This is a genomic window from Microbacterium sp. NPDC055442 (assembly GCF_053644215.1).
Genome location: NZ_JBSHLF010000004.1, coordinates 279,893 through 297,127 on the forward strand (window position 1 = coordinate 279,893; position 17,235 = coordinate 297,127).

General features: G+C 70.9%; 16 protein-coding genes. 7 read left to right on the forward strand and 9 right to left on the reverse strand.

The window, feature by feature from the left end; translation table 11 throughout:
• Window positions 1-128 precede the first annotated feature (128 nt).
• Both ACWIBS_RS10970 and ACWIBS_RS10975 read right to left on the reverse strand, forming a co-directional pair.
• Window positions 129-1,475, reverse strand: coding sequence for a hypothetical protein (locus tag ACWIBS_RS10970; protein WP_376126816.1), 1,347 nt, complete (start codon window positions 1,473-1,475; stop codon window positions 129-131).
• A 262-nt stretch (window positions 1,476-1,737) separates the two neighbouring features.
• Window positions 1,738-3,516, reverse strand: coding sequence for a DEAD/DEAH box helicase (locus ACWIBS_RS10975; RefSeq protein WP_376129872.1), 1,779 nt, complete (start codon window positions 3,514-3,516; stop codon window positions 1,738-1,740).
• Between ACWIBS_RS10975 and ACWIBS_RS10980 the strand changes: the two genes are divergently transcribed.
• Window positions 3,447-3,821 (forward strand): PIN domain-containing protein, encoded by a 375-nt coding sequence (locus tag ACWIBS_RS10980; RefSeq protein ID WP_376129869.1) that lies wholly within the window; start codon window positions 3,447-3,449, stop codon window positions 3,819-3,821. The two genes, ACWIBS_RS10975 and ACWIBS_RS10980, sit on opposite strands and share 70 nt — an antisense overlap.
• Window positions 3,822-3,868: 47 nt before the next feature.
• Here the strand turns inward: ACWIBS_RS10980 and ACWIBS_RS10985 are convergent, their stop codons facing one another.
• The 4 genes from ACWIBS_RS10985 to ACWIBS_RS11000 are packed head-to-tail and all read right to left on the reverse strand — an operon-like array spanning window position 3,869 to window position 7,402.
• The gene (locus ACWIBS_RS10985) at window positions 3,869-4,456 is read right to left on the reverse strand and encodes a PadR family transcriptional regulator (RefSeq protein ID WP_376129866.1); all 588 of its coding nucleotides are present in this window, start codon (window positions 4,454-4,456) and stop codon (window positions 3,869-3,871) included.
• Between the two features lie 14 nt (window positions 4,457-4,470).
• The gene (locus ACWIBS_RS10990) at window positions 4,471-5,679 is read right to left on the reverse strand and encodes an ABC transporter permease (RefSeq protein WP_376129864.1); all 1,209 of its coding nucleotides are present in this window, start codon (window positions 5,677-5,679) and stop codon (window positions 4,471-4,473) included.
• The gene (locus ACWIBS_RS10995; protein ID WP_376129881.1) at window positions 5,676-6,437 is read right to left on the reverse strand and encodes an ABC transporter ATP-binding protein; all 762 of its coding nucleotides are present in this window, start codon (window positions 6,435-6,437) and stop codon (window positions 5,676-5,678) included. Before ACWIBS_RS10995 ends, ACWIBS_RS10990 begins: the two co-directional genes overlap by 4 nt.
• Window positions 6,434-7,402 carry an efflux RND transporter periplasmic adaptor subunit gene (locus ACWIBS_RS11000; RefSeq protein WP_376129861.1) on the reverse strand — a complete coding sequence of 323 codons (969 nt, stop codon included), beginning with the start codon at window positions 7,400-7,402 and terminating at the stop codon, window positions 6,434-6,436. Before ACWIBS_RS11000 ends, ACWIBS_RS10995 begins: the two co-directional genes overlap by 4 nt.
• Before the next feature lie 173 nt (window positions 7,403-7,575).
• Between ACWIBS_RS11000 and secA the strand changes: the two genes are divergently transcribed.
• Window positions 7,576-10,398 (forward strand): preprotein translocase subunit SecA, encoded by a 2,823-nt coding sequence (gene secA / locus ACWIBS_RS11005; protein WP_376129858.1) that lies wholly within the window; start codon window positions 7,576-7,578, stop codon window positions 10,396-10,398.
• A 175-nt stretch (window positions 10,399-10,573) separates the two neighbouring features.
• A complete protein-coding gene (locus tag ACWIBS_RS11010) occupies window positions 10,574-11,797 on the forward strand; it encodes a pyridoxal phosphate-dependent aminotransferase (protein WP_376129855.1) in 1,224 nt (407 codons plus the stop codon).
• 155 nt (window positions 11,798-11,952) lie between these two features.
• Here ACWIBS_RS11010 and ACWIBS_RS11015 read toward each other — a convergent pair whose 3' ends face one another.
• Window positions 11,953-12,393, reverse strand: coding sequence for an Rv3235 family protein (locus tag ACWIBS_RS11015; protein ID WP_376129852.1), 441 nt, complete (start codon window positions 12,391-12,393; stop codon window positions 11,953-11,955).
• A 129-nt stretch (window positions 12,394-12,522) separates the two neighbouring features.
• Here ACWIBS_RS11015 and ACWIBS_RS11020 point away from each other — a divergent pair, with 129 nt between their 5' ends.
• Window positions 12,523-13,113, forward strand: coding sequence for a hypothetical protein (locus ACWIBS_RS11020; RefSeq protein WP_376129849.1), 591 nt, complete (start codon window positions 12,523-12,525; stop codon window positions 13,111-13,113).
• Between the two features lie 6 nt (window positions 13,114-13,119).
• On the opposite strand, the gene ACWIBS_RS11025 is transcribed toward ACWIBS_RS11020, so the two are convergent.
• Window positions 13,120-13,401: a helix-turn-helix domain-containing protein gene (locus tag ACWIBS_RS11025; RefSeq protein WP_376129846.1), complete on the reverse strand. Its 282-nt coding sequence runs from the start codon at window positions 13,399-13,401 to the stop codon at window positions 13,120-13,122.
• 98 nt (window positions 13,402-13,499) lie between these two features.
• On the opposite strand from ACWIBS_RS11025, the gene ACWIBS_RS11030 reads away from it, so the two are divergent.
• From ACWIBS_RS11030 to ACWIBS_RS11040, 3 genes are read left to right on the forward strand one after another with little or no spacing between them, the layout of a single operon-like run.
• On the forward strand, window positions 13,500-14,129 hold the full coding sequence (locus ACWIBS_RS11030; protein ID WP_376129844.1) for an SAF domain-containing protein: 630 nt from the start codon (window positions 13,500-13,502) through the stop codon (window positions 14,127-14,129).
• A complete protein-coding gene (locus ACWIBS_RS11035; RefSeq protein ID WP_376129841.1) occupies window positions 14,126-15,367 on the forward strand; it encodes an AAA family ATPase in 1,242 nt (413 codons plus the stop codon). The genes ACWIBS_RS11030 and ACWIBS_RS11035 overlap by 4 nt, the downstream gene beginning before the upstream one ends.
• 26 nt (window positions 15,368-15,393) lie before the next feature.
• The gene (locus ACWIBS_RS11040) at window positions 15,394-16,881 is read left to right on the forward strand and encodes a sensor histidine kinase (RefSeq protein WP_376129838.1); all 1,488 of its coding nucleotides are present in this window, start codon (window positions 15,394-15,396) and stop codon (window positions 16,879-16,881) included.
• A 63-nt stretch (window positions 16,882-16,944) separates the two neighbouring features.
• On the opposite strand, the gene ACWIBS_RS11045 is transcribed toward ACWIBS_RS11040, so the two are convergent.
• A complete protein-coding gene (locus ACWIBS_RS11045) occupies window positions 16,945-17,193 on the reverse strand; it encodes a WhiB family transcriptional regulator (RefSeq protein ID WP_194425087.1) in 249 nt (82 codons plus the stop codon).
• Window positions 17,194-17,235: the final 42 nt, after the last annotated feature.

Sequence of the window (17,235 nt, forward strand, 5' to 3'; positions counted from 1 at the left end):
GCTCAGGCTCGCGGCATCCGCTGTGTCGTGGGGTCGCTGCCCGGCGGGTTCGGGGCGGATTTCGATCGCGACGCGCCGTCGTGCTCGGGGTGTCGCGCCAGGAACGCGCCCCGAACCGCCTGAGGTGGTCAGTCGAACATGCCGTCGAGCAGGCTGCCGATCACGAGGCCGCCGAGGATGCCGCCCATGACGCCGTTTCCCCCGTCGCCGCCGCGGCGACCACCGCCCCAGTTCCCGCCCCACTGGTCCTGCTGCGGGCGGGCCGCGTCGATGTCGCGCTGGGCGAGCTGCAGGGCTTCGCCGGCGAGGAACGCCACCCGGCGCGCCATCGCCATCGCCTGCTCGCGGTGGTCTTCGTCGATCTGCGTGACGACGGATGCCGAGGTGCCCAGGTAGCGGTCGAGATCGACCCGCACGCGCTCGGCCTCGGCGAGGCGCGTGCGCGCGTCCGCGCCGATCCAGCCGCGGTGACCGGCGATGACGTCGCGGGCGACGGCGAGCTGCCGGTCGGAGTCGTCGATGCTGTGCCGCACGTGCTCGAGCGGTGGGATGGGGCGGGCAGCGCGCTCGCGCGCCGTCGCGATGGCGGCATCCAGCCCCTCGTTCGCGGCGCGCAGGCGCGTGAGCTGCGTGAACGGGTCGGTGTTGACCCCCGCGGCGGGAAGCGCCGCGAGCGCGGCCTGGAGGTCGTTGATCGCGGCGGAGACGCCGGGGGAGCGGGGCTCCTTGAGCGCGACGACGATGTCTTCGCGGGAGTCCTCGACGATCGCGGCGAGCGTCGACTCGGCGCGCAGTGCCTCGACCTCGAACGTCTCGACGGCATCGAGCAGCGTCGCCGCGCGGCGCACCGACTCGGTCGAGGCCTCGAGGGCGAGGTTCGCCTGCTCACGCTGTCCTGCTTCGCGTCGACGCTCCGCGACGCCGGCGCTGTGCTCGGCGAAGACGAGCAGCTGGTCGGCTTCGGCGGGGTTGGACTCGACCTGCGCGAGCGCCTCGGGAGCGTAGCGCGCGGCGAGCCGGGAGACCGTGTCGCGGGCTGCGGGGATGCGCGCGCGCAGGTGTGCGGCATCCGATCGCACCTTCGCGATGATCTCGGGAGCGCGACGTGCGCGGGCGATGCGCTCGGCGAGGGATTCGGTACGGTCATCGAGCAGGTCTTCGGCCCACCCGCACAGCTGGACGATGCGCGCGTTGCGCGTGCGCAGCTCTTCGGGGGTGTCCGGGATCTCGTCGTGGTTGAGCTGGTGCAGGTGGAAGGCCTCGCCGAGGTGCTCTTTCACGGCGGTGAGCGCCTCGCGCAGCTCCTTCGTCGAGTCGGGTCCGAGCTCGGCTTCGGCGAACGCGAGCTCGTCGCTCGTGACGCGGATCCGCTCGTCGGCGGCGACGAGGGCGGTGCGCGCCTTACGGGCGAGATCTGCGTCGTGGGTCTGCAGTTCTTCCTGCTCGCGCTTGCGTTTGCCCCAGAATCCAGCCATGCCTCCGATCCTACGGGCGGTGGCCGAACGTCGGCTGCGCGGGGGCGGCCCGGTGCGTCCGCCCACCGCGAACCCCCGACCGCGAGCCCCGAAGACCGCGAGACTGCAACGGCGCGCCGAGACAGCGGGTGAACCCCACGGTCTCGGCGCGCCGTTGCAGTCTCGCGGTGAGGGATGCCGCGGGGTCGCGGCATCCGCTCGGGTCGAGTGCGCCGGGGTGCGGGTCAGGCGCCGGGGTGCGGGTCCGGCGCCGGGGTGCGGGTCAGGCGTCGTCGGCGGCCTTGTGGCGGGGCTTGCGGGCGGGACGGTCGTCGGGCGCGGCGTCGCGGTGCCCGCGGTCGTCGCGGTACGAGCCCCGACGGTCGTCCCGACGCGCGCGGTCGTCGCGGTCGTCCCGGCGCCGCGAGGGGCCGCCGGTGTCGGGGCGCAGCTCGATCAGCTTGCCCGAGATGCGGGTGTCGGCCAGGCGTGAGAGTGTGTCGCGCGGCAGGTCGGCCGGCAGCTCGACGAGCGAGAAGTCCGGTCGGATCTGGATCGCGCCGAAGTCGTCGCGGCGCAGGCCGCCCTCGTTGGCGAGTGCACCGACGATCTGCCGCGGCTCGACGCGGTGGCGCTTGCCGACGGCGATGCGGTACGTCGCCATGCCCTCGCGCGACCGGCGTGGGCCGCGGTCACCGCGCTCGGGCCGGTCGCCGCGTTCGCGGTCGTCCCTGCTGCGGGCGGGACGTTCGGGCTCGGCCTCGAGCAGCAGCGGAACCTCGCCCTGCGCGACGACGGCGAGGGCTGCGGCCACATCGACCTCGGGCACGTCGTGGTGGCGCACGTAGTGGGCGACGATGTCGCGGAACCGCTCGACGCGGGCGGTCTCGCCGAGGGCGGCGGTGATCCGGTCGTCGAACCGCGAGAGCCGCGTGACGTTGACCTCGTCGACGCTCGGCAGCTGCATCTCGGTGAGCTCCTGGCGGGTTGCGCGCTCGATCGCCCGGACCAGCCCGCGCTCGCGCGGCGTGACGAAGCTGATCGCGTCGCCGGAGCGTCCGGCCCGCCCCGTGCGGCCGATGCGGTGCACGTAGGACTCGGTGTCGGTGGGGATGTCGAAGTTCACGACGTGCGAGATCCGCTCGACGTCGAGGCCGCGGGCGGCGACGTCGGTCGCGACGAGGATGTCGAGCTTGCCCGACTTCAACTGGTTGACCGTGCGCTCGCGCTGCACCTGCGCGACGTCGCCGTTGATCGCGGCGGCGGAGTATCCGCGCGCGCGCAGCTTCTCGGCGATCTCCTCGGTGACGCTCTTGGTGCGGCCGAACACGATCATGCCGTCGAAGTTCTCGACCTCGAGGATGCGCGTGAGGGCGTCCATCTTCTGCGCGAACGAGACGATCAGATAGCGCTGCGTCGTCTTGGACGAGGTGGTCGTCTTGGACTTGACCGTGATCTCTTCGGGATCGTTCAGGTACTGCTTCGAGATGCGGCGGATCGCGGCGGGCATCGTCGCCGAGAACAGGGCGACCTGCTTCGTGTCGGGGGTCTCGGCGAGGATCGTCTCGACGTCTTCGGCGAAGCCCATCTTGAGCATCTCGTCGGCTTCGTCGAGCACGAGGAAGCGCAGCTCCGACAGGTCGAGCGTGCCCTTGTCGAGGTGATCCATGATGCGACCGGGGGTGCCCACGACGATGTGCACGCCGCGGCGCAGGGCCGACAGCTGCACGCCGTACCCCTGCCCGCCGTACACCGGCAGGACATGCACGCCCTTCAGGTGCGACGCGTACTTCTCGAACGCCTCGCACACCTGCAGTGCCAGTTCGCGCGTCGGAGCGAGCACGAGCGCCTGCGGAGTCTTCTGCTCGATGTCGAGCCGGTCGATGATCGGCAGCGCGAAGGCGGCCGTCTTGCCCGTGCCGGTCTGCGCGAGTCCGACGACGTCACGCCCGTCGAGCAGCGTCGGGATCGTGGCCGCCTGAATCGCCGACGGTGTCTCGTATCCGACGTCGCGCAGGGCCTTCAGCGCCGCGTCACCGAGCCCGAGGTCGGCGAACGTCATCGGCGCGGGCTCGGCAGGAGCCTCGACATCGATCGGGTCTTGATCTGTGGACACAGTTCAGGGTACCCGGGCACTCTGCGCGACGCGTCAGTTCCGGATGGACGGTCGAATACGTCGCGCGCGTGCTCCCGGTCGACGCCGACGTGGCCATCATCGCGGCGTCGCTGCACGTTCCCGATCCCAGGCCGCTCGCCGATTCCTTCATCGCCGCGACGGCGCTGCATCACAATCTCACGGTCGTCACGCGCAACACCAAAGACTTCGCGCCGCTCGGTGTGCGGGTGCTCGATCCGTGGAAGGGCTGACGCGGCTCACGTGATCGCGGTGCGCCGTCTGCCCGACTCCGACGTGCTCACTCCGCCGCCGGTCGCCCGCGCTTGGGGCGCTCGGTGGACAGCGACAGCTCGAGGGCGTGTTCCGGATGCTGCGCCAGTCGCTGCTCGACGTGATCGAGCCAGCGCACCTCGGCCTCGGCCGCGAAGATCATCGAGTCCACGACGAGCGCCCAGGCGAGCTCTTCGGGCCCCTCGGGATTCGCGCCGGCGTACCTCGCGCGGTTGAGCGACTGCAGCCGCGCGAGGGATGAGCGCCGCTGCGCCTGGATGATCCCGGCGACATCGACGCCCGGCAGGGTCGCGGCGACCGCCAGCTTGATCGCGAGCTCGTCGCGCGTGCCCTGACCGCGCTCCACGGGCGAGTCGAGCCAATCGCGCACGGCCGCCGTGCCGGCATCCGTGATCTGCCAGTAGACGTGCCCGTGTTCGTCGACGTCGTCCTTCACGACGAGGCCGTCGCGCTCGAGTCGGTCGAGCGTGTTGTAGATCTGACCGACGTTGAGCGGCCAGGTCGACCCCGTGCGCCGGTCGAACTCGGCGCGCAGCTGGTAGCCGTAGCACGGCCCCTGATCGAGGATCGCGAGCAGACTCTGCCGGACGGACATGATGACTCCTTGCGTCAGAACCGCAGCGCGTCGATGACCTTCGCGCGCACGGCGACCAGAGCGGGGATGAAGCCGGCCAGCGCACCGATCGCGACGGCGGCGATGAGACCCGTGAGCGCGGCGCGCAGCGGGAAGGGCGGGATGTCCTGCATGCCGGGGAACATGTCGAGCACGAACTGGGCCCGCAGAACCACGATCGCGATCGCGATCCCGACGACGCCTGCGACGGCGGTCGCGACGACGCTCTCGAGCATGACCGACGTGAAGATGCGCCCCGCCGTCGCGCCGAAGCTGCGCCGCACGCCGATCTCGCGGATCCGCTGCCGCATCGCGACGAGCTGGATGTTGACCAGGCCGAGTCCTCCCAGCAGCAGCACGAGCGCCGCGATCGATCCCGTCACGAGCTCGAACACGACGGTGGATGCGGCCATGTCGGGGCGCGACCCCCAGTCGCTGCGCGACACCGACACGTCGGTGTTCTCGAGCCCCGCGCGAAGATCCATCGCGAGCACGGGGCCGAGATCGGCGACGATGTCCTCGCCGACCCAGAACTCCCACTGCGCGTAGACGTCGGGCGGCAGCGCGTCGACGCGCGCGGCGTACGCGTCGTAGAGGAGCGTGACCGACTTCTCTTCGTCGCCGGCGTACTGGCGCGGCGTCACACCGATCACAGCGTAGCTGCCACCCGCCTCGCCCTGCACGTCGAGCGTGAATCCGCTGCCGAGGTCGGGGCGGCCGAAGCTCTCCCACAGGGCCTCGGTCATGACGACCGGCGGCGCCAGCAGTTCGGCGTCGGCGTCGCGGAACCACCGTCCCTCGAGGAGGGGAGTGCGGTGGATGACGGGATGGGCCGGATCGACCAGGCGCGCCATGACGGCGCGCACCTGGTCGGGGGTCTGCACGTCGAGCATGAGCCCGTCGACGATGCGGGACGCGTGCGAGAAGTCGAAGCGCTCCGAGACGCGCTCGACGCGGTCGCCGAACGCCGCCCAGTCCATGGGCGAGCCGTCCGAGGTGTTCGCCGAGACGTTGATCGTCGCGACGCGGCCGCCCGAGCGGTCGGACTGCTCGGCGGCGAACTGCCGCTGGTACTCGCCGAACGCGACGACGGCGGTGATCGCACCGACCGACACGGCGATCCCGATGAGGCTCAGCAGCACCCGCAGCTTGTGGTGCCGCAGCTCGGACCAGGCGTCCGCGAGCGCGCCGATGACGCCGCTCACGAGCGGACTCCGGCGTCGCCGACCGCTTCGGCCGTCGTGACCGCCCCCAGCGCCGTCTCGCGGAAGGCGCGATCGAGACGCACGGGCGTGAGCACGCCCTCTTCGAGCCGGTAATGCCGTCGCGCCCGCGCCGCGACGTGCACGTCGTGCGTGATCGTCACGAGCGCGGCATCCGCTTCGGAGGCGATCTGGTCGAGCAGCGTCATGACGGCGCCGCCGGTCTCGACGTCGAGCGCACCCGTGGGCTCGTCGGCGAGGATGAGCGAGGGGCGCCGCACGAGCGCCCGCGCGATCGCGACGCGCTGCTGCTCGCCGCCGGACAGCTGCTCGGGGGTCGAGTCGATGCGGTGGCCCAATCCGACGCGTTCGAGCATGTCGGTCGCAACGCGCCGGCGCGTCCAGAACGCACGGCCGGAGGCGTAGCTGAGCGGCATCTCGACGTTCTCGAGCGCCGAGCGCCCCGCGAGCAGGTTGAACTGCTGGAAGACGAAGCCGACGTTGCGCCCGCGCAGACGATCGAGGGCGCCCTTGCGCATCCGGCCGACCGGCCGCTCGCGGAAGGACACCATGCCGTCGGTCGGGCTGTCCAGCATCCCGAGGATGTTCAGCAGCGTCGACTTGCCCGAGCCGCTGCGTCCGACGATCGACACGTGGTCGCCCGCGGAGACATCGAGGTCGATTCCGCGCAGGATCTCGAGGCGCGAGTCGTCGGGCAGCAGGACGCTCTTGGTGACGCCCTCCAGACGGACGAGCGTCACCAACTCCACCCCTGCTCTTCGCAGTACTGGCCGCCCATGCCGTCGTCGTAGCAGACGGGCTCGTCGTCAGCGGTCAGACCGGGCACGAACTGGCGGATCTGCTCGCCCGCCTCGAGCCCTTCCGTGACCTCGACGACCGTGCCGTCACTCACCCCGAGCGTCACGGACCGTTCTTCGGGTGTGCCGCCGTCGCCGGCATCCACCCACACGACACCCGTTCCCGATCCGCCCTTGACGGCCGTCGTCGGCACGAGCAGGGCGTCTTCGACCGTGCCGACGGTGATGTCGAGCGTCGCCTGCAGCCCCGCGAACACGACCTGGTCGGCCGGGATGGCGCACCGCACGCTCGTCGCGCCGTCCTCGGCGACCTGCACCGCCAAGCCCGTGCACGTGAACGGCTCGGGGCCGCCCTGGATCGTGACGGATGCCTCGCGGGGAGCGTCGATCAGCCGGTACAGCTGCACGGGCTGCACCGTGCTGAGCACGTGGTAACGCGCCGGTGTGAGCTGCGCGAGCTCGCCGCCGACCGAGGCCGTCTGGCCCTTCACGATGTCGAGCACCGTGAGGTCGCCGGCTTCGGGGGCGACGACGTCGATCAGCCGCTCGGGGGAGGCCTGCTTGATGGTGAAGAGCACCTGCCCCGCCGTGACCGCCTGGCCGGCCGCGACATGGACCGTGGCCACGGTGCCGTCGATCTCGGAGCGGATCGAGAACGCGGCATCCCGTGCCACCGTGCCCGACAGGCTCAGCTCGTTGACGACGGAACCGCGTTCGGCCACGACGATCGAGTCGGCGATCTGCGCCGTCGGCTCGACGGCCGCTTCGGTGCGGTCGGGGAAGAACGCGAGCTTGACGAGGGCGGCGGCGATCGCCGAGAACACGATGACCATGAGGATCGGGAAGACCCAGCGGCGCCAGACGATCATGAGAACCTTTCCGGCGCGGACGCCCGGGGTGCGATGCATACCCTGTATCTAGTTTCTGAGAATACATATCCGGGATGCCGCGCGGCGATGACACGCACACAGCGCACGCAAAGATCACAGCCCAGTAACATGGGGAGGTATGCCCGGGCGCACTGCGCGCCCGCCCGGCACTGGCGCCGACCGGTGCCCGACCCGACAGATGGAGATGCCCCGTGGCCAACCCTCTCGAGAAACTGCTCCGCGCCGGCGAGGGACGCATCCTTCGCCGACTTCAGCAGGTCGTGAAGGGCGTCAACGCCCTCGAAGAGGACTACGAGCACCTCACCGACGAGGAGCTGCGCAGCGAGACCGCCGAGCTGCGCGCGCGGCACGAAGCGGGCGAGACCCTCGACCAGCTCATGCCCGAAGCGTTCGCCGCCGTCCGTGAGGCGGCCAAGCGCACGCTCGGTCAGCGCGCGTACGACGTGCAGATCATGGGTGGCGCGGGCCTGCACCTGGGCAACATCGCCGAGATGAAGACCGGTGAGGGCAAGACGCTCACCGGTGCCTTCCCCGTCTACCTGAACGCGATCGCCGGCAAGGGCGTGCACGTCATCACGGTCAACGACTACCTCGCGTCGTATCAGGCCGAGCTCATGGGTCGCATCTACCGCGCCCTCGGCATGACGACGGGCACGATCGTCGCCGGCCAGACGCCCGAAGTGCGCCGTGAGCAGTACAACGCCGACATCACCTACGGCACCAACAACGAATTCGGCTTCGACTACCTGCGCGACAACATGGCCTGGCGCAAAGAAGACCTCGTGCAGCGCGGTCACTTCTTCGCGATCGTCGACGAGGTCGACTCGATCCTCATCGACGAGGCCCGTACTCCGCTCATCATCTCGGGCCCGTCCTCGGGCGAGGCCAACCGCTGGTTCCTCGAGTTCGCGAAGATCGCCAAGACCCTCGAGGCCGGCGTCGACTACGAGGTCGACGAGAAGAAGCGCACGATCGGCGTGCTCGAGCCCGGCATCGAGAAGGTCGAGGACTACCTCGGCATCGACAACCTGTACGAGTCGGCGAACACCCCGCTCATCTCGTTCCTGAACAACTCGATCAAGGCGCTGGCCCTGTTCAAGCGCGACAGCGACTACGTCGTCATCAACGACGAGGTCATGATCGTCGACGAGCACACGGGCCGCATCCTCGCCGGACGACGCTACAACGAGGGCATCCATCAGGCGATCGAGGCGAAGGAGAACGTGCCGGTCAAGGCCGAGAACCAGACTCTCGCGACCGTCACGCTGCAGAACTACTTCCGCCTGTACGACAAGCTCGCCGGCATGACCGGTACCGCCGAGACCGAGGCGGCCGAGTTCATGTCGACCTACAAGCTCGGCGTCGTGCCCATCCCGACGAACAAGCCCATGATCCGCAAGGACCAGCCCGACCTCGTCTACAAGAACGAGCAGGCCAAGTTCGCCCAGGTCGTCGACGACATCGCCGAACGGCACGCGAAGGGCCAGCCGGTGCTGGTCGGCACGGTCAGCGTCGAGAAGAGCGAATACCTCTCGCGGCTGCTGGCGAAGAAGGGCGTCAAGCACGAAGTGCTCAACGCCAAGAACCACGCGCGTGAGGCCGAGATCGTCGCGCGGGCGGGGCGCCTGGGCGCCGTGACGGTCGCGACGAACATGGCCGGTCGTGGAACGGACATCATGCTCGGCGGCAACGCGGAGTTCCTCGCGGTGCAGGAGATGAAGGCGAAGGGCCTCGACCCCGTCGAGACGCCCGAAGAGTACGAAGCCGAGTGGGACGCCGTGTACGAGGCGACCCGCGACGTCGTCGCCGTCGAGGCGGCGAAGGTCGCCGAGGCGGGCGGGCTCTACGTCCTGGGCACGGAGCGGCACGAGTCGCGCCGTATCGACAACCAGCTGCGCGGTCGCTCGGGCCGTCAGGGCGACCCCGGCGAGAGCCGCTTCTACCTCTCGCTCACCGACGACCTGATGCGGCTGTTCCAGTCGGGGGCGGCCGAAGCGATCCTCTCGCGCACGAACTTCCCCGACGACGTCGCGATCGAATCCAGCATGGTCAGCCGCGCGATCAAGAGCGCGCAGAGCCAGGTCGAATCGCGCAACGCCGAGATCCGCAAGAACGTGCTCAAGTACGACGACGTGCTGAACCGCCAGCGCGAGGCGATCTACACCGACCGCCGTCACATGCTGCACGGCGATGACATCGCCGACCGCATCACGCACTTCATCGAGGACGCGATCGACGAGGTCATCAAGGAGCACACCGGCTCGGGACACAACGAGAGCTGGGACTTCGACTCGCTGTGGACCGAGCTCAAGACGCTGTACCCCGTCAGCGTGACGATCGACGAGGTCGTCGCCGAGGGTGCCGGCCGCAAGGGCGGCATCACGGCAGAGGGCCTCAAGCGGGAGATCCTCTCGGACGCGACGATCGCCTACCAGAAGCGCGAGGAGTCCCTCGGCGCACCGGCGATGCGCGAGCTCGAGCGGCGCGTCGTGCTGCAGGTGCTCGACCGCCGCTGGCGCGACCACCTCTACGAGATGGACTATCTCAAGGACGGCATCGGCCTGCGCGCCATGGCCCAGCGCGACCCGCTCATCGAGTACCAGCGCGAGGGCTTCGAGATGTTCCAGTCGATGATGGGACAGATCAAGGAGGAGTCGGTCGGCTACCTCTACAACCTCGAGGTCGAGGTGCGCTCCCAGGGCGACGGAGAGGGCGCGGAGGTCACGCAGGTCGAGGCGAAGGGCCTGGGTGCAGCATCCGTCGACGCGCAGCGCCTGCAGTACTCGGCGGCCAATGACGCCGGCGAGGTCGAGGTGCGCAACGAGCGCGGACAGGTGCAGCGCGCGGCGACCGACAAGCTGCGCCAGGCGGCAGCCGCGGCCGGGCCCGCGCAGCCCGCACCCACCCAGCCCCAGGGCCCTCGCGGTGCCTTCGGCCAGCGCACGGATGCCGCAGCCGCCCCCGCACCCGCTCCGCAGAACCGCGCCGACCGCCGCGCGAGCAAGAAGAAGTAGCCCGCCCTCTTTTCCGGTGAGACTGCATCGGGGCGCCGAGACAGTGGGTATTACCCGCAGTCTCGGCGCCCCGATGCGGTTTCGCGGTCATGGGGGATGCCGCGTGGGTGAGGCCGCGGCGCTGAGGTGCAGCATCCGGCGCTGAGGGTGCAGCATCCGGCGCTAGTCTGAATCGATGAGTCTGCGCCCCCTCGACCAGTCCGGAAAGCTGAAAGACGTCCTGTACGAGATCCGCGGGCAGGCGCTCGTCGAGGCCGATCGGCTCGAGGCCGAGGGCCACACGATCCTCAAGCTCAACACGGGCAACCCCGCCGTGTTCGGGTTCGAGGCGCCGTTCCAGATCGTGCGCGACATGATCGATTCGATACCGCACGCGCACGGCTACAGCGACAGCAAGGGCATCATGTCGGCGCGGCGGGCGGTCGTGTACCGCTACGAGCAGGACCCGACCTTTCCCGCGTTCGGCCCCGAGGACGTGTACCTCGGCAACGGGGTGTCCGAGCTCATCACGATGGTGATGCAGGCGCTGCTCGACGAGGGCGACGAGGTGCTCATCCCCGCGCCGGACTACCCGCTGTGGACGGCGATGACCAGCCTCGGCGGCGGCACGCCCGTGCACTACCTCGCCGACGAGCAGAACGGCTGGCAACCCGATCTCGACGACATCCGGGCCAAGGTGACACCGCGCACGAAGGCGATCGTCGTCATCAACCCGAACAACCCCACGGGAGCGGTGTACTCGCGCGACGTCCTCGAGGGGATCGCGCAGATCGCGCGGGAGCACTCGCTGCTGGTGCTCTCGGATGAGATCTACGACCGGATCCTGTTCGACGATGCCGTGCACATCCCGATGGCATCCGTCGCGCCGGATCTGCTCGTGCTCACCTTCAACGGCCTGTCCAAGACGTATCGCGTCGCCGGATACCGCTCGGGCTGGCTCGTGCTCACCGGGCCGAAGGGGCATGCCCGCGGGTTCATCGAAGGCATCACGCTGCTCGCGTCGACTCGGCTGTGCCCCAACGTTCCCGCACAGCATGCCGTGCAGGCGGCCCTCTCGGGAGTGCAGTCCATCGATGCGATGCTCGCGCCATCGGGGCGCCTGCACGAGCAGAGGGATGCCGCGTGGCAGGGCCTCGAGGCGATTCCCGGCGTCTCGTGCGTCAAGCCCCGGGGGGCGCTGTACGCGTTCCCGCGGCTCGATCCCGAGGTGCACGAGATCCACGACGACGGCAAGCTCGTCTACGACTTCCTGGTCGCCGAGCACGTGCTGCTCGTGCAGGGCACGGGCTTCAACTGGGCTTCGCCCGACCACTTGCGGATCGTCACGCTGCCCGAAGCACGTGTGCTCGCCGAGGCCGTCGAGCGCCTCGGCAACTTCCTCTCGTCGTACCGCCAGTAGCCGCCGCCCCCGCCGTAGCCCGTGACCACGAGACTGCAACGGCGCGCCGAGACCGTGGGCTTTACCCGCAGTCTCGGCGCCCCGTTGCAGTCTCGCCGTCTTGAGTCGCTGATCAGGGCGGCGCGACCGGGTGGCGGCCGAGACGGGGCGCCGGGCTAGAGAAGGGCGAGAGACGTCGCGCGCCACCGGCCGTCCATGCCCTCCAGGCGCAGAGCGACGGCGCGCGTACGGGCGGGACCCTGCACGATGACGACCGATTCCACGACGCCGTCGGCGGGGGACTGGTGCCGCACCGAGGTCAGCGCGTGCACGGGACGACGCGCTGGGATGCCGCGGGCCGAGCGCGCCCGGGCGGCGAGGTTCGCCCGGGCGACGAGCCGGCGGTAGGGGTCCTCGGTGAGCCAGCGCGCGAGCTGGTCGACGTCGCGCACCCCCGCGAACACCTCGAGCACACCCCGCGTCAGGTTGCGCAGGAGGGGCTCCGGGTCGGGGAGGACGGTGGACGAGGTGCGCTGCGGCGCGAAGAACTTCGACAGCTCCCATGCGTCGGCGGGCGGGACGAAGGCGCGGGCGCTGCCCGCGGGCGACGTTGCCATGCGGTGCCTTACTTGGCCAGGGGGGATGCCACGCAGAAGTACAGCACATCCCCGAGCGCCCCGACGAACCGAGCGGCGATCTGTGGACAACTCGTGACGCACTCGTGACCGGTGCCGTACTCTGCCCGGGTGCGCTGGGACCGATTCTTCGACGACCTCGAAGACCAGATCGCCTCGGAATGGGAGGCCGAACGCGCCGCGCTGGCCACCGAGGCCGAGCGTCTGCAGCGCTCGGGCCTCTCGCTGCGCGAGCGCCTCACGGCCGTCCAGGGCGTCTCTGCCGCGGTCGACCTCGCCGACGGCACCGCCGTCGCCGCCCGCGTGCGAGCCGTCGGTGCGGACTGGGTCGGGCTCGACCTCGACGACACCCCGAGACGAGCGCTCGTCGTGCCGTTCGCCTCGATCCGCAGCATCGGGATGCCGCACGCCGACCTGCTGCGCAGCGCCCGGCCCGCCGGTACCGCTCCCGACCGGCTCGCGGAGCGACAGACGTTCGGATACGTGCTGCGTGACGTCGCGCGCCGGCGGATCGGCGTCACGATCCGCCTCACGGGCGAGCGGCTGCTCACCGGGACGATCGACCGTGCCGGCGCCGACCACCTCGATCTCGCGGTGCACGAGCCGGGCGAAGCCCGGCGCGCCGATGCCGTGACGGCGCATCGCGTCGTGCCGTCGTGGGCGATCGTGTGGGTGCGGCTCGAAGCCCGGCTCGAGTACTGAGCCCCCTCAGTCGGTGTGGCGGACCGGCCCGGTGCCCCACAGCTCGGGGAAGCTGGCCTCTTGCGACTGGTTCCACAGCGCGGCCCGGCGTGCGATCTCGGCTTGCGCGTCGAGGTAGTCGGAGATGCTCGCCTGGTCGATCCGCCACTGCGCCGACGCGCCGACCCGCACGCCGCGCAGTTCGGCGCGCTGCACGAGATCGAGCACCTCATCGACCGACACGGCGAGGATCTCGGCCGCCTGCGCGAGCGCGAGCAGGCGCGTCTCGGGCGTCGGGGTGCGGGGCATGGTCCCATTATCGCGGCCTCGCGCGAGGGCGCCGGGGCACGGGCTCGGCCTGTGGATAACCGCGGGAGCCCACCCGCGCGCTGTCTCACGATGGAGGCATGACCGCTGTCGAACACACCCGCGCGCCGCGTCGCGCCCCGTGGGCGGATGCCCGCTTCCTCCTCGGCATCCTGCTCATCGTCGCCTCCGTCCTCGGCGTCTGGTTCGTCGTGAGCGCGGCGCGTCAGACCGACGCGATGCTCGCGGCCTCCCGCACGATCGTCGCGGGGCAGATCGTCTCGGCCGACGACGTCCGCGTCGTCGAGGTCGCCCTCGGGCAGGCCGGCACGACGTATCTCGCCGACGGCGCCCTCGAGCCCGGCGTCGTCGCGACGCGCACGGTGGCGCGGGGTGAGCTCATCCCGCGCTCGGCCGTCGGCGATGCGTCGGCGTCGCGCACGACGAGCGTCGTCGTGCGCAGCGCAGCCGACGTGCCTGCCGTCGTCGGGCCCGGCTCGGTGGTCGAGGTGTGGGCCGCACCGCTCGTCGAGCGGGGACTCTACGACCCGCCGCGCATCCTCGTCGCCGATGCGACCGTCGCACGGGTCGAGCGCGACGAGTCGATGATGGGCGGCGGTGCGGCGTCGGTCGAGCTCTCGATTCCGCGCGCCGACGTCGCGACGGTGCTCGCCGCGATCGCCGACCAGTCCGCGGTTTCGGTCGTGCCGTCGGCGGGGAGCAGCCGATGAGGGTGATCGTCGCCGTCGACGAGCCGCACGGCTCGCGCCTCGCGGCCGGGCTCGTGCGCGAGGACGTCGACGTCGTCGACGTGGTCGCGGCATCCGCCCCCGCCCGCGCCGTCGGCGGCGCGCACGACCCGAATGCCGCGCCTGCCGCGAACGCGATCGACGACGCGGACATCCTCGTGCTCGAGACGCACCGCGCATCGGCCACGGCGGCGCTCGTGGCGGCATGCGACCGTGCCGGGGTGCGGATCGTGCCGATCGGGTCGACGACGGATGCCGCGCGCACGGCGGCCCTGTTCGGCTTCGACGACGTCCGTCCCCTCGACATCGAACCGTGGCGGCTCGCGGCGGCGCTCGCGGCGCCGCCGGTTCGAGCCGCCGAGGCGGCGGAGCCGGTGCCGGGGCCGCGCACGATCGTCGTGTGGGGTCCTGCCGGTGCCCCGGGCCGGACGACCCTGTCGATCGAGCTCGCCGTCGAGCTCGCCCGCGGCGGCCGCCGTGTCGCGCTCGTCGATGCCGACACCCACGCCCCGTCGATCGCGATCGCCCTCGGCCTGGCCGACGAAGGGCCCGGGTTCGCGGCGGCGTGCCGGCAGTCCGAGCTCGGCGGCCTCGATCCGCGCGAGCTCATGCGGATCAGCCTGCCGCTGGGCCGCAGCGGCGTCGACGTGCTCACGGGCATCAACCGGCCGTCGCGGTGGCCCGAGCTGACCGCCTCACGGGTCGCCGCCGCACTGACGGTGTGCCGCGAGTGGGCCGACTACACCGTCGTCGACGTCGCTTCCTCGCTCGAGCGCGACGAGGAGATCGTGAGCGACCTCGACGGTCCACGGCGCAACGCCGCGACCCTCGCAGCGCTCGAGCGGGCCGACGCGGTGGTCGCGGTCGCGAAGGCGGACCCGGTCGGTGTCGCGCGGTTCCTGCGCGCGCACGACGAGCTGCGGGCAGCCGTCGGACCGACCCCCGTCGCGGTGATCGCGAACGGGCTGCGACCCGGTGCCCTCGGCATCGACGCGCGCGGACAGGTGCGACGCACGCTCGAGCGCTTCGGCGGCATCCGCGACGTGTGGTTCGTGCCCCAGGACCCGCGTTCGGCGGATGCTGCGCTGCTGGCCTCGCGTCCCATCGCCGAGGTCGCTCCGAAGTCGCCCCTGACGCTGGCGCTGCGGCGGTTCGTCGGCGACGCGCTCGTGCCCGCGGCACGCGCGGCTCGCCCGACGTCGCGTCGCCGCGCGGCCTGAACGCCTGCACGCCCTACGCTGGAGGCGTGTCGACCCTCAGCGATCTCGTGTATGCCCAGGGCCGCTCCAGCGCGGCAGACGTCGAATGGCTTCACCGCCTCGCGGGCGACGGGCAGCTGCTCGCCGATCTCGCCTTCGCCGACATCGTCATCTGGGTGCCGACCCGCGACGACTCCTTCGTCGCGATCGGGCACACCCGGCCCGGCGGTGCGGCGACCCTGTTCTACCGCGACATCGTCGGGGATCACGTCCGTCCGCAGTGGCGGACGCAGGTTCGCGAGGCCTTCCAGACCGCGCGCATCGTCGACTCCGCATCGCCCGACTGGTTCGAAGAGACACCCACACGGGTGCGTGCCGTGCCGATCGTGCGACGGGCCAACGGCGAGGAACCGCAGACGATCGGCGTGCTGACGCGGCACACCAACCTCGGCGAGGCGCGCACCCCCAGCCGCCAGCAGATCACGTTCAACGATTGCGCCGACGACGTGTTCGGCATGATCGCGTCGGGGGAGTTCCCCGACCTCGAAGCTCCCGCCGCGCCGCGCCGCGGTGCGCCGCGCGCCTCGGACGGGCTCATCCGCCTCGACGTCGACGGGATCACGACGTTCGCGAGCCCGAACGCGCTGTCGGCCTTCATCCGCCTCGGCTTCGACGACGAGCTCGAAGGCGAATCCCTCATCGAGGTCGTGACGCAGATCCTCCCGGCCAAGCGCCAGTTCGACGAGACCCTTCCCGTCGTCGTGACCGGCCGCGCCCCGTGGCGCACCGACCTCGAGGCGCGCGGGGTCACCGTGTCGCTGCGCACGATCCCGCTCTGGGACCACGGCGCACGGATCGGCGCGATCGTGCTGTGCCGCGACGTCACCGAGATCCGGCACCAGGAGCAGGAGCTCATCACGAAAGACGCGACGATCCGCGAGATCCACCATCGCGTCAAGAACAATCTGCAGACCGTCGCATCGCTGCTGCGGATCCAGGCGCGCCGCTCGCACTCGGAAGAGGCGCGCGAGGCGCTCACGCAGGCCATGCGCCGCGTGACGGCGATCGCCGTCGTGCACGACACCCTGTCGGAGGGGCTCGCCCAGAACGTCGATTTCGACGACGTCTTCGAACGCGCCCTCAAACTGATCGCCGAAGTCGCCGCCGCCCCGAGCACGCGTGCGCGGACCCGCACGACGGGGCGCTTCGGCACGCTGCCGAGCGAATACGCGACGCCGCTCGCGCTCGCCCTCACCGAACTCGTCACCAACGCCGTCGAGCACGGTCTGGCAGGCCAGGAGGGTGAGGTCGAGATCGTCGCCGAACGTTCCGACGAGCACCTGGCCGTCACGGTGCGCGATGACGGCGTGGGCCTGCCCGAGGGTCAGGTCGGGCGCGGGCTCGGCACGCAGATCGTGCGCACCCTGATCCAGGGCGAGCTCAGCGGAACGATCGACTGGCACACGGCGGTCGGAGCCGGCACCGAGGTCACGATCGACATCCCGCTGCGTTACATCGACCGCCCGCGCGGGTGAGAGTCAGCCCGCGCGGGTGAGAGTCCGCCCGCGCGGGTGAGAGTCAGCCCGCGCGGGTGCGGGTCAGGACGCGCGGCGAGCGCGTGCAGCGCGGCGCTTGAGTGCGCGACGCTCGTCTTCGGAGAGCCCACCCCAGACGCCGGAGTCTTGACCGCTTTCGAGGGCGTACTGCAGACAGACCTCGGTGACGGTGCAGCGAGCGCAGACCGCCTTAGCCTTCTCGATCTGGTCGACTGCCGGACCGGTGTTCCCGACGGGGAAGAACAGTTCGGGGTCGACGGTCAGGCAGGCGGCTTTGTCGCGCCAATCCATGGTTGTGCTCCTTGTTAGGGATGGTGTTTTTAGCGAGGTACT